This is a genomic window from Caldisericum exile AZM16c01 (assembly GCF_000284335.1).
GTDB classification, from domain to species: Bacteria; Caldisericota; Caldisericia; order Caldisericales; family Caldisericaceae; genus Caldisericum; species Caldisericum exile.
Genome location: NC_017096.1, coordinates 391560 through 403961, shown reverse-complemented (window position 1 = coordinate 403961; position 12402 = coordinate 391560). Strand labels below are relative to the sequence as shown.

Annotated in this window: 16 protein-coding genes; 2 read left to right on the top strand and 14 right to left on the bottom strand. The window is 37.7% G+C overall.

Features of this window, described 5'->3' with window-relative positions:
- The first annotated feature begins 37 nt into the window (after positions 1-37).
- Positions 38-457 (top strand): 23S rRNA (pseudouridine(1915)-N(3))-methyltransferase RlmH, encoded by a 420-nt coding sequence (locus tag CSE_RS01950; RefSeq protein WP_014452950.1) that lies wholly within the window; start codon positions 38-40, stop codon positions 455-457.
- A 51-nt stretch (positions 458-508) separates the two neighbouring features.
- Here the strand turns inward: CSE_RS01950 and CSE_RS01945 are convergent, their stop codons facing one another.
- From CSE_RS01945 to CSE_RS01880, 14 genes are read right to left on the bottom strand one after another with little or no spacing between them, the layout of a single operon-like run.
- Positions 509-1066 carry a Hint domain-containing protein gene (locus tag CSE_RS01945; RefSeq protein WP_014452949.1) on the bottom strand — a complete coding sequence of 186 codons (558 nt, stop codon included), beginning with the start codon at positions 1064-1066 and terminating at the stop codon, positions 509-511.
- Complete coding sequence (locus tag CSE_RS01940) at positions 1063-2892, bottom strand: FAD-dependent oxidoreductase (protein WP_014452948.1); 1830 nt, start codon at positions 2890-2892, stop codon at positions 1063-1065. Before CSE_RS01940 ends, CSE_RS01945 begins: the two co-directional genes overlap by 4 nt.
- An 11-nt stretch (positions 2893-2903) precedes the next feature.
- Positions 2904-4004: an NADH-quinone oxidoreductase subunit D gene (locus CSE_RS01935; RefSeq protein ID WP_014452947.1), complete on the bottom strand. Its 1101-nt coding sequence runs from the start codon at positions 4002-4004 to the stop codon at positions 2904-2906.
- Positions 3997-4470, bottom strand: coding sequence for an NADH-quinone oxidoreductase subunit C (locus CSE_RS01930; protein ID WP_014452946.1), 474 nt, complete (start codon positions 4468-4470; stop codon positions 3997-3999). The genes CSE_RS01935 and CSE_RS01930 overlap by 8 nt, the downstream gene beginning before the upstream one ends.
- Positions 4464-4985, bottom strand: a complete 522-nt coding sequence (locus CSE_RS01925; RefSeq protein ID WP_014452945.1) for an NADH-quinone oxidoreductase subunit B — start codon at positions 4983-4985, stop codon at positions 4464-4466. The genes CSE_RS01930 and CSE_RS01925 overlap by 7 nt, the downstream gene beginning before the upstream one ends.
- 1 nt (position 4986) lies before the next feature.
- The gene (locus tag CSE_RS01920) at positions 4987-5874 is read right to left on the bottom strand and encodes a respiratory chain complex I subunit 1 family protein (RefSeq protein ID WP_014452944.1); all 888 of its coding nucleotides are present in this window, start codon (positions 5872-5874) and stop codon (positions 4987-4989) included.
- Positions 5868-7748 carry a proton-conducting transporter transmembrane domain-containing protein gene (locus CSE_RS01915; protein WP_014452943.1) on the bottom strand — a complete coding sequence of 627 codons (1881 nt, stop codon included), beginning with the start codon at positions 7746-7748 and terminating at the stop codon, positions 5868-5870. Before CSE_RS01915 ends, CSE_RS01920 begins: the two co-directional genes overlap by 7 nt.
- Complete coding sequence (locus tag CSE_RS01910; protein WP_014452942.1) at positions 7745-9226, bottom strand: complex I subunit 5 family protein; 1482 nt, start codon at positions 9224-9226, stop codon at positions 7745-7747. The genes CSE_RS01915 and CSE_RS01910 overlap by 4 nt, the downstream gene beginning before the upstream one ends.
- On the bottom strand, positions 9220-9561 hold the full coding sequence (locus CSE_RS01905) for an NADH-quinone oxidoreductase subunit K (RefSeq protein ID WP_014452941.1): 342 nt from the start codon (positions 9559-9561) through the stop codon (positions 9220-9222). Before CSE_RS01905 ends, CSE_RS01910 begins: the two co-directional genes overlap by 7 nt.
- Positions 9558-10268: a Na(+)/H(+) antiporter subunit B gene (locus CSE_RS01900; protein WP_014452940.1), complete on the bottom strand. Its 711-nt coding sequence runs from the start codon at positions 10266-10268 to the stop codon at positions 9558-9560. Before CSE_RS01900 ends, CSE_RS01905 begins: the two co-directional genes overlap by 4 nt.
- Complete coding sequence (locus CSE_RS01895) at positions 10261-10518, bottom strand: hydrogenase subunit MbhD domain-containing protein (RefSeq protein ID WP_014452939.1); 258 nt, start codon at positions 10516-10518, stop codon at positions 10261-10263. Before CSE_RS01895 ends, CSE_RS01900 begins: the two co-directional genes overlap by 8 nt.
- 2 nt (positions 10519-10520) lie before the next feature.
- Positions 10521-10850, bottom strand: a complete 330-nt coding sequence (mnhG, locus tag CSE_RS01890; protein ID WP_014452938.1) for a monovalent cation/H(+) antiporter subunit G — start codon at positions 10848-10850, stop codon at positions 10521-10523.
- 1 nt (position 10851) lies between these two features.
- Complete coding sequence (locus CSE_RS01885; protein ID WP_014452937.1) at positions 10852-11109, bottom strand: monovalent cation/H+ antiporter complex subunit F; 258 nt, start codon at positions 11107-11109, stop codon at positions 10852-10854.
- On the bottom strand, positions 11106-11612 hold the full coding sequence (locus tag CSE_RS01880) for a Na+/H+ antiporter subunit E (RefSeq protein ID WP_014452936.1): 507 nt from the start codon (positions 11610-11612) through the stop codon (positions 11106-11108). Before CSE_RS01880 ends, CSE_RS01885 begins: the two co-directional genes overlap by 4 nt.
- A 421-nt stretch (positions 11613-12033) precedes the next feature.
- Here CSE_RS01880 and CSE_RS01875 point away from each other — a divergent pair, with 421 nt between their 5' ends.
- Positions 12034-12372, top strand: a complete 339-nt coding sequence (locus CSE_RS01875) for a carboxymuconolactone decarboxylase family protein (RefSeq protein WP_014452934.1) — start codon at positions 12034-12036, stop codon at positions 12370-12372.
- Positions 12373-12402 lie beyond the last annotated feature (30 nt).

Sequence of the window (12402 nt, the reverse complement as noted above, 5' to 3'; positions counted from 1 at the left end):
TCCTTCCTTATTTTTTCTATTCCATTATACTTAAAATATGAAAATTAAAATATTTGCAGTCGATAGATTGAAAAAGGATTACAATAAAATGGCAGCATTGGATTATCTTGAAAGGATAAAATACTACATCTCAATCGAGGTTATTGAAGTAACGGAAGAGAAATTGCCCAAATTCATTTCAAAAGAAAATTACAATATTATTCTTGATGAAAAAGGGAATGAACTTACATCTGTGGAACTCTCGCAATTCATACAAAAATTGCTTTCAAGTCAAAGTAAAGATATTGCATTTTTCATAGGTGGTGCAGAAGGATTTTCAAGTGAGGTGAAGGGAAAAGGTGATTATACTTTAAGCCTTTCAAAACTTACACTTCCTCACGAACTTGCACGAGTTATACTCCTCGAGCAAATTTATCGTGCGTTTACAATAATAAATAACGAAAAATATCATAAGTAGAATTGGGGGCTTTATGCCCCCAAAAAAAACTTATTAGGAGTTAAACACCTATTAGTAAGATTTACCAAAAATACCGTTAACAAATGCGCCAAAATCTTCAGTCAAAACGCCGTAAACATGTAGGAAATCTGGCTTAATCTCTTGCACCTTAAGGACAGTTTCTATCTTAGGATTATTAGGAGAATAAGTGTAAACTTTATCACCTTCTTTAAGTTCAAAGGCTTTGGTCAAAACTTCCTCTTCATTAATAAGCTTTACAAACCGATGGCTTTTTGAGATTATTGTTTCGTGGTGTTCAGTTTCAATTTTATAGATTGGCTCATAAATTCTACGCCTTACAATTTTTACAACCTTAGAAAATCCATTCATTGAGTAGACAAACATTTCGTCTTGAATGTCTTTTATCCAGATATCCTCTGCCTTTGAAAGCATCCTTTCCGTTGCCTTTGGAACAGAGGTCTTGGTAACAACAGAAAAGAGATCTGATACAGTTATGAAACCAACCTTATTTGCAAATCTCACAAGGAGGTATTCATGTGGCGAATAACCATTAAAAAATCTATCAAGAACCGGTTCACCAAAAGTGATTTTATCCTTAAGGTCAATCATTTTTTTCCTCCTTTGACATTTCTTAAGAAGAAATCAATACCAATTGCTGCCCTATGACCATTTGCAATTGCAGAAATTGCATTTCCAAGAGAAGTTTCAACAAGGTCTCCACCTGCAAACACGCCTGAAATTGAGGTCTCACCAAACTCATCAACCCAAATACGCCTGCGTGGTGTAAATTTGAGTTGCTGCATAAGGTGTTCAGGAATAAACGAAAGGTTTGTCGCCTGTCCTACTGCTTCGACAATATAATCTCCCTCAAGGAACATCGTTTGCTCTTCATAGTAAGATGGGTTAAATCTTCCCTGCTCGTCAAAGACAGATTTAACTTTCTTTACAATGAGCCCTTTCAATTTGCCATCTTCAAAAACTGCTTCTTTAGGTCCCCATCCAGGATTAAATATCACGCCTTCTGCAAGAGCGCCCTCGATTTCTTCCTTGGAAGCAGGCATAATATCCCAGTCCTCAAGAGAGACAGTTTGAACTTTCGTATCAACTCCTCCGTAATTAATCTCGTGAAGTCTTACAACTGTTCTTGCAACATCCATTGCAACATTACCACCACCGATAACGATAACTCTCTTTGGAATGTCCCTTCTTCCTTCGACCTTAACCTGTCTTAGGAAATCAATTGCCTGAATTATATAAGGTGTATCTTCGCCATTGAGATTAATTGCTCTTCCGTATGACAAACCAACGCCAATGTAAACTGCATCATAATTCTTCAATAGATCTTCAAAAAGGACGTCTTTTCCAACTTCAGTATTAAATTTAAACTCAACGCCAAGGTCTTTAAGGTGGTCTACTTCTTTGTCAATTTCATAAACGGGAAGCCTGTACATTGGGATACCAAGTCCCAAAGCACCACCTGGAACTGAACGTTTTTCAAAAACAGTTACAGAATGTCCCATAAGTGTCAAATAATACGCAGCAGAAAGCCCTGACGGACCTGATCCAATCACTGCAACTTTATTTCCCGTCTTTGGGAACATATATGGATCAGATGCTTTGTAGTCCTTCACCATATCAGTTGCAAATCTCTTAAGCCACATAATCTGTATGGCATCACCTCTATAGTTATAGACACAATCATCCTGACACTTGTGAGTGCAAATTCTTCCGCAAATTCCAGGCAATGCGTTATCCTCAAGCATATACTTAACCGAAATTTCGTATTCCTTTTTGAAAATTGCATCGATATATTCAGGAATCTTCATGTGTGCAGGACAACCTTGCATGCAGATCCCACAGCCAAGGCAACGCTCTGCCTCTTTAATTGCAGCTTCTTCTGAGAAACCGAGAATGAGTTCCTCAAATGTTTTCTTTCTTACGTCAGGTTCAAGTTCAGGCATCTCAACTTTCTCAAGCTCCAGAGGTGTAATTTCATTTGACTGGGTAAATCCATTTTCTGCAGTTCTTCTCTCTTCCGCTGGGAACCAAACAAATGCATCACCATCTTGGGATGTAAATATGAGGTTCCTCTCCATTTTAAGAGACCCTGTTGGACACACTTCAACGCATAAGCCACAGTAAGAACATCTCCCATAATCAATCCGTGGCCTAAGGTGTGTAGAGCCTTCCTTAGGATTCACAAGGTGAAATTCTTTGGGATCGTCCATTGTGATTGCTTGGCATGGACAGATACTCATGCAATTTCCACAACCGATACATTTATCAAGATCATTAACATGGAAGCCACGATACCGCTCTGGAAGTTGAAGTTTTTCTTTTGGATACTGTACTGTTACAGGTTTTTTAAAGATGTACTTGGTTGAGGTTAAAGCACCTATAAAACTTGTTTTTTCAAAGTATTCTTTGCTTTCCATCGCTTCACCTCTTATCTATCAATTTCAGGAGGGCAAATATCAAGTGTCTCCAAAATAAAAGGAGCATCTGACAACTTTTGCCCAACCAACAACTTTTCTGCAAGAGGATACATATGAGGCATTGATACACCTCTTACTGAAACTCTGTAAGGTTTGTCTGTGCCATCTGAAACAAAATAGAATCCGTATTCTCCTCTTGAAGATTCAACTCTTGCATAGGCCTCACCTTCTGGTATCACCCACTTAAATGGGTTTGGCATCTTTTTCCACACTTCGCCTTTTGGCATTTTCTTTACGGCTTGCTCAATAAGATTCAAAGACAGTTCAAGTTCAAGACGCCTCTGTATTTCTCTTGCCCAGGCATCACCCTCATCAAGGACGGGTACATCAAAATCAAGGTATGGGTATGCTGCATAAGGCTCATCTTTCCTTACATCAACTTTTACACCGGTTGCCTTGAGATTTGGACCTGTAACACCCATTTGAAGCGCAGTCTCTTTTGTAATCCTTGCAAGTCCCTTTGCCCTATGCGCAAACATTGGGTTCTTCAGGAAGAGATTGTCGTATTCAGGAAGTCGTTCCTTAACATATTTTACCCAACCTAAGATGTCATCTTCAAATCCCGGATAAGTATCCCTTCTTACTCCGCCTGGCCAAATATACATGTGATAAACTCTTGCACCAGTGAGTTTCAGAAATATGTCAATCATAAGATCTCTATCTGCAACGGCCCAATAATTTACAGTGTAATTTCCAAGCATTGCCGCAGTGCCACCAAAGTGGAACAGAAGCGCCATTACACGAGCCGCTTCCAGTACAATTGTCCTTAAAAATTTTGCACGCTCTGGAATTTCAACACCCATTAACTCTTCAATTGCCATGGCATAAACCGCTTCGTTTATATCAGGTTCCGGAACACAAATTCTTGGAATAAGGGCAAGGTTTTGAAGATATGTTCTTTGTTCCATTAGTTTTTCAAATGCCCTGTGGAGATATCCAGAATTTCCTTTCGCTTCAATGATTGTATCCCCTTCGAGTTTTAAATGCACAGAAAAGTTTCCATGAATTCCAGGATGGTTAGGACCTATGTTCAGTTCGTATTCCCTAATCATATTTTACCTCCACATTTCTTGACTCATAGTGCTCCGTTGCATATTTAATGGAGTCAAAATCCTTTCGAAGAGGTGGAAGGTCACCCCAACCCTCAAGGACAAACGGCTTCATTGAGTCAGGATTCCCAACAACCCTAATTCCAAACATCTCACCCATCTCAACTTCGTATTTGAAGGCATTCGGATAGATATTTGTTATCGTCTCAATTTCGGGGGTTTCCCTTGGAATTCTTGTCTTTACTATTGCAAGAACCTTTCTTTCATCGGAATAGACAAGTGCAACAATCTCAAACTGATTTTCTTTTATAAAATCTACCGCCGTAAAAAGAGTTAATCTATTGAAGGATAGGCCTTTTAAGGCGTTAAGCGTAGATGAGAAAGCATCTTTTTTAACCTCGATAATAATTCTTTGTGGTCGTTTTTCAAAAATTTTACCCTTTACAACACTCTTAATTTCCTCTACCATTTGAGCACCTTCCTTTGGTTTGCCTTGTAGTAATCGTAATTTTCGATGTACTTTTTCCAGCCATTAGCCTTTCCTTCATCAATGAGCTTCATTAGAGTTCTAAATCCTTCAAGCACCGCCATAGGTGAGGGCATGCAACCTGCAATATACACATCAACTGGCAAATACAGATCGAGTCTTTTTAAAACTGCATAAGAATCCCAGTAAATACCACCATTTATCGTGCAGGAGCCAAAACCAATTACATATTTAGGTGGAAGCATCTGTTCATACACAGTTATAAGCCTTTTAAGAGTTTTTATATTTATGTATCCAGTAACAAGCAAAATATCTGATTGTCTTGAGGTAACAAATGGTGCAATACCAAACCTTTCAGCATCAAAACGAGAGGTAATTGTAGGAGGAAGTTCTATCGCACCACATGCAGTACAGTAATGAAGCATCCATAAAGAGCGCTTTCTTAAATGATCCAGTATTTCAACATAACCTTCTTCCAAAGTTTCTTGTAATTCCATACTAACCTCCAATATAGACTATAAAGAGGCCTAAAAGTGCAATTATGGTAGGCCATCTCCAGAAATATCTTACGGCATTCTCGATTTTGAATCTTGGTAAAACAGTATCAAAAAGGGTCATAACAATAATAACACCAAGTTGCTTTAGGATGAATGTAAGGATATTTGCAGCACCTCCAAGGAAGAGGACAGTGAAAAATGCTGTTTCAATATAAACCTGAATTGCGTGACCAATCATAAGTAATCCAAGATGCTTTCCACCATATTCAACCATAGGACCTGTTGCAACTTCTTGTGGAGCAACAAAAATATCAAATGGGTGTTCCCCCATCGCACCGTATGTTGCAATAAATCCAGCAATTGCAGTTAATGGAAGAAAGAATAAATTCCAGTGGAATCCTGATTGCAAAGTCATAAATTTTGTAAGATCAGTTGTCCCATATTTAAGCACAAGGGTATTTCCTGCAATAATAAGTGGAAGTTCATATCCAAGCATAAGTGTTAAAGCTCTTGCAATTCCAATAGACGCATTTGGGTTCCCAGATTCGCCTGCACCAAGTGCCATGCCAAGAGAACCAATTACCATTATGTAAAGGAAGGCTATAAGGTCTCCATGAGGAGTGAGTTGTTTAAAGCCTGGAAGCGGAAGAAATAACACTGTTAAAATTGATGCACCAACTAAAATTACTGGCCCAAGATCAAACATGACACCATGAGAAATGTTTTCCTTCTTTGAGAGAAGTTTAATGATATCAAGCAGTGGCTGATGCAGTGGTGGACCATATCTTCTGTGGATTCGAGCAACCATTTTCCTTTTGAAACCTTCAAGGAAAATGCCGACAAAGAATGCAAAAACAGGCGTCAAAACTAAAACAAGCTTTTCTACCATAACACGCCTCCTAATATGTAAATAAGGGAGAAAATCGTAAGAACAATTATCCCAAGGCTCACATACGTTTCAAGATTGCCAGTGTATACCCTCCTCAGGTAGTCTCCGATGGTCTTTACAAACCCTGTAAAGTCTTCATAAATCTTATCAACACTCCACTCATTGAATGGTCTTATGATATCATCGAAGAAACTATAGAAGCCAAAACTGTAATTATATTTTACATCCTCAGTTAGAACTTCACCTGCATAGTAGTTATCAAGTTGGTGGACTTTTCTTGCCCTTGGAAGTAAGTAGAAGATGAGGGCTGCAACAACAAAACCACCTGTAAGAGCAAGTGAAATCGCTAAAATATTTACAGCATGAAGTCCTGATTGCTCTGGAAATCCTGTAAGGTTGTATTTTATAGGTTCAAAACCCAAAAATGCCTCAGCCTTTGAAACAAAATACATGGGAATTCCAGGGAGAATTCCAAAAAGAAGCGCAAGCAATGACAAAACAAGCATTGGAATTTGCATAAGGATTGGCACTTCTTTAACACTTTCGTATTTTTTTGGAAGTTGTCCAAGGAAAATTGAGTGAATAAGCCTATAAACATACATAAATGACCCTGTTCCACCAAGAAGGGCAACCGTTAAAAGAATGGGTTCTTTATTTTGAATTAGCGCTTCGTAAATAAGATATTTTGAAGCAAATCCATTGAGCGGTGGGATACCTGCGGTTGCAATAATCGCAAAAAGCATTGCAATAAACGAAACAGGCATTTTCTTAATAAGTCCGCCAAGTTCTGAAAGGTCTTTTGTGCCTGTTCTATAAATAACGCCACCAACAACAAAGAAAAGAATACCCTTAAAAATGGAGTGATTTATGATATGTAAAAGCCCGCCTGCAACTCCGAGAGATGTCCCCAAAGAAAGCCCTAAAAGGATATAGCCACTTTGTGCAATAGAAGACCAAGCAAGGATTTTCTTTGCATCCTCTTGTACTATTGCAACAAAAGTACCCACTATAATCGTAAAGGCTCCAACCCATTGAAGAATATACAAAATAAGAGGACTTCCAAAGATTTTTGGCATAATTTTTGAGAAAAGATTAAGCCCAAAAATTGAAAAGGTGAATAACGTAAATAAGTAAAGCCCAACTTTTTTAACAACCGAAGATAGAACAACCGAAACCGAGTCTGGTGCTTCAGTATATGTAATCGGAGCCCAGACATGTAAAGGCATAGTTGAGGCCTCAACAAGGAAACCAATCGCAAAAAGGACAAATGTCGTTAAAACAATTGAAGTGGGTGCAGTTGAAAGATATCCTGCAATTTCCGAATAACCAAAACTTCCTGTCTTGAAGAATAAAAGCATAATTGCTGCAAGCATTGAATTTGCACCAATAAGAGCCCAAGTAATGTATTTTGGTTGTGCAATGTGTGCATCTTTATAACCTTTCCCGACGAGGAAGAATACAAGAACTGCAATAAGTTCAAAGAAGATAAAGAAAGATAAAATGTCCCTTGCAAAAAGCACACCAAAGACAGCACCTTCAAGGAAAGAGAATTCAAGCACTGCTAAATCGCCATCATCAGACTTGTCAAATTCGAAGAGGAGGAAAATTCCTGCGAGAAGGAAAATTAAAGCAAACAGTATAGAGAGCATAAATGAGAGAGAATTTATCCCCAGAGAAAGATTCTGTCCTAAAACAGTAAGATAATAGAAATTATCGATAGTTTTATTTGCATATTGATATAGTTCAACAAATGGGAGAAAAAGGAAAATTAAGAAGAAAATATTCCTCACACTTTTATGCAACGCAGAACCCGCATAAGCAAGAAGCCCTCCAAAAAATGGAGTAAGCAAAATCATTAGAAGTGAAAAGTTCATTTTAAACCTCCCAATACTGAGGTTAGATAAGTCGTCCTTTGTATTAATTGACCTGCCGTATCATATGTGAAGTTAATGATATTCATCGGCCTTGCACTGAGAAAGACAAGAATAAGCACAAGGATAAAAGGTGCAGCAACAAGCCATGGATTTTCTTCACCAAATGTTTTCTCACCTTTTGCAAATAGTATCTTAAATACTTTATAGAAATAGACACCTTCTACAATTGCCATGATAAGGACAAGCGCGAAAGCGAAATATCCAAGAAAGCCCGGAAAATCAAGTAGAGATTGAAGAATTGCAAGTTTCGTAAAAAATCCAAAGAATGGCGGGATTCCAATAAGAGAAAGCGCTGCAAAAACAAAGAGAATTGATGTCAAAATGTGAGATCTCCCAAAACCTTTAAGGTCATCGATATTCCTTGAAGCTGCAACTTCAATCATAATGCCTGCAACAAGGAACAATACTGCTTTTGAAACTGAATGATTAATCATCTGCGCAATTGAGGCAGATATTGATGATTGTGTTCCCACAGAGAATGCAAGAACAAACAATCCCGTTTGTCCGATTGTTGAATACGCAAGCATCCTCTTCAAATCCTTCTGGAAGAAGGCTGCAACTTCACCAAAGAAAAGAGTAAGAAGTGCAATGATAAAAAGATATGGGATAAAAGCAGAATAGTTAAAAACTGTTACCGTAACTCTTATTATTGCATAGATTGCAGTAGTTGTTACAATTCCCGAAAGCATTGCCGATACGCCTGACGGTGCTGCAGGATGTGCGTCAGGAAGCCAAGAATTTACAGGGAAAAGTGCTCCTTCAACTGCAAGTCCTAAGAATATTAATATATAAGGAATAAGTTTTTCGAGGCTTCCAATGTAATAGAGTTTTGAAGCAATGTGCGCCATGTTAAGCGTGCCTGTTTGTGCATACACAAGGACAACCCCGAGAAGGATTAGGGATCCTGCAAGGATACCAAGAACAACATATTTAAATCCCGCTTCAATTGAATCTTTGCTTCTTAAATATCCAACAAGCCCAAAGGAAGAAAGAGAAAGCACTTCAAAAGCAACAAACATATTAAATAAGTCTCCTGTTACACTTATCCAACTTGATGACATGATAAGAAGCGTAAAGAGAATGTGAAATTTATCAGTTGGCTCTTCCTTAACATAAAAGATGTTATAGAAAGATATAAGAAGCCCAAGGACATTTACCATAAGAGCAATTATAAAATTCAACTTGTCGACAGCAAGGTTTATTATGTAAGGTGGATTTAGCCCTGCAGTTGTGCCTATAACAACCGAGCCACCTAAAACTTTTACGCCAATAAAATAAATAACAACAAGGTTAATTGCACTTACAATAAATGGAACAAATTTTATGAGTTTCTTTAAAAATGAAGAAACAATAATTGAAAGGAAAGCAAAGAAAAGCGGAATAACTACCAATAATGTTGGATTAGCCAAGTTTACCATCTTAGACTCCTTATCTTTCGTACATTCAACGTGCCGTACTTCCTATAGAGAAGCACGACAAATGCCGCAGCAAGTGCAAGTTCAGAGGCACCAATAACAATAGAAGTAAGCGTAAGAGCCTGAGGTACTGGATCAACCATTAGATTTGCATCCATTACACCCTTTGAGAATATTGGCGCTGTCTTTCCATTCACATAGCCAATCGAAACGATGAGGAGGTTAATTCCAGTTTCAATTAGGTCAAGCCCGATAATAATTTTTATAAGATTCTTTTTAATAATAAGCGCATAAATACCAATACCAATTATGAGAAGTGCAGAAATATAGAAAATCATTCTTCACCTCCGGCTTCTTCACACTTCACTTCACACATAAGGTCATCAATGATATTAGATAACTCAGATCCCACCTTTAAGCCAACACCAATATAAATTGGGAGAATAATTCCACCCGAAAGAAGATTGAATAAACTTCCATTTGGCAACACATTTGCAAGGAATGAATCCTTCATAAAGAATCCTAAAAGTCCCATAATGACGTATGTAAGTCCACCAAGGCCTTCAACAAGATAGAATTTTTTTCTGTCGATTGAGGTTTCTTCATATGCAAGATAGAGTAACAAAAATCCTGTTGCAATAAGGGCACCACCCTGGAAACCTCCACCTGGTGTCAAATGTCCGTGCATGAAAATATAAGCACCTGTTAAAAGAATAAAAGGAAACACAACACGTGTCCCAATCTTCGTTACAAAATTTGATTCTTGGAGTTTTTGTTTTCTTTTCTTTTCGCCCATAAAGTAAAGCACAGCAACACCCAAGGCAGCAGTGAAAAGAACTGTTACCTCACCAAGGGTATCAAAACCTCTGTAGAAAAGTGTAACCGAAGTAACAACATTTGCAGCACCTGTTTGAGGAACTGTATTATCAAGATAGTATTTCCCTACATCCATCTTATCTACACCAAACTTGTAATTGGATATAAAAAGGGAAATTGCTGCAATAATTATGAGGATAAATACGCCATAAACAATTTTTCTAATCATCTTTATCCTCCCGCTCAGTTTTCTTTACGGCAACAATGTAAATTGCCATCGTAAGCGCTGCACCAATTGCGGCTTCAGACATTGCAACATCAGGCGCTTGCAGGAGTAAAAATACCAAAGATACAAGAAGGCTTCCGCCACCCATAAATATCACTGCCGCAAGAAGGTCCTTAACATGTATTGCAAGAACAGAAAGGATAATTGTAAGAGCAAGCAGAATATAAGAAAAGACAAGAATATACATATTCATCGTCATTCACCTTCTTTCTCTTTAAACTTATCTACGACAGTTTTGTCAGTCATTGGCGATTTAGCCTTGTATCCTGCACGAATGAGTGCTGAACCCGAAATAGGTGCAGTAAGAAGAATAAACGTAGCAAGGATAATTGACTTTATGAGAATGTCTTCTCTCATAAGTCCAATCCCAATGATTGAGGAAATTGCACCAAGCGTAGTTGATTTTGTTGCAGCCTGCATTCTTGTGTATAGATCGGGAAGCCTTAAAAGTCCTATTGCAGAAAGGAGGAAGAAAAACGCACCAATAAACATGAGAATGTAACCGATGATAATGTTAATCCCCATCTTAAAGCCCCCTTTCAATAAAGCGCGCAACAACAAGCACGCCAACAAAGGAAATGATCGCATAAACCACAGCAACATCCATGTAGAATGACCTTCCAAAGACAAATGCAAAGAATACAAATAGTGCAACAAAGAGGGTTGTAAGGGTATCCAGTGCCATTGCCCTGTTTGCCGTATCGGGACCTTTTGTTAGTCTTACAACCATAAGAATTGTTGCAAATGCAAGTAAGCCAAGATAAATCAAATCTACCACTTTCATGAGAAGATCTCCTTCAAAAATTTCTCAAAAGGCGAAACAATACTTTCTGTTGCGCCTTCCACACTTTCATCTTCCACTTTAATCCAGTGAACGAAGAGTTCGTCGTCCTGGACATCCATAGTAATAGTTCCCGGAGTGAGAGTAATCGAGTTTGCAAGAGAAAGCTTTCCAACATCCGATTTCAAATTTGTTTTAACTTTAACAATTCCTGGCTTAATTGGAAGTGAGGGACTCAAAACAATTACTGCAACTTGAATATTTGCCTTAATAACTTGATAGAGATAGTAAGGAATGTAGATAATAAGATAAAAGAGCCTTTTTGGATTTAAATGAGCAAGACCGTGTTCCGTAAAAAGGTCTGCTGTACCAATTGAAATTACAAGTGCAATAAGGAATCCAAAAATCAATTCCGAAGTTGCAAAACTTTCGGTAAGTAAGATCCATGTAAGAAATAGAACAATCGTTTCAAAGACAACCTTACTTACGTAGTTTGCCTTTTTCATTTTTCACCACCTTTCACCTAATTTTACGCCTACCTCAACTATTTTAAAATTTTTTTTATCTTAGTCAAGTAAACGAATTACCTTTTGTGAAATTGTGAAAAAGTAAAATGCACATTAATTCTTGCATTATTGTATTTTTTTTAGTCAATATTTTCATTTCACATACAGAGCAATTGGCTTAAACATTAAATTGATAATTTCATAATTACATTAGTGAAATTTTACGCAAATAGTATTGCAAAATTTTAAAATATGTATATAATATAGGTGTGTGAATGAAAACTATGAATACAAAATATTACAGATTGGTTATATTTAGCACAGTTAAATTTATAAACAATATTTCTATTAGTCATTCTTACAAGTTTTCTTCCATAATGGAAGAAGATAAAAAATAAAAATTTTAAAAGGGAGGTTGCGTATGGACGCAAAACAAATGGTTGATGATTTTATGCAGACTGCTAAACAACTTGGCGAATTTGACAAAGGTTACATTGATGCTGTAATGGGACTTATCAAGGAAGCAGAGAAACCAGGTGCACTTTCAACAAAGGAGAAGGAACTTATTTCTATCGCACTTGGTATTGCAGCACACTGTGCTTACTGCATTGCACTCCACGTTAAAAATGCAATTGATGCAGGAGCAACAAGGGCAGAGATCCTTGAAGCAGCAGAAGTTGCAGGCCTTATGGGTGGTGGCCCGTCCATTGCCTATATTAGACTCGTGCTTGACGCACTTGAACAATTCGGTGCAAAGTAGTTTTAAGGGTAATTAAGGGGGGATTATAGC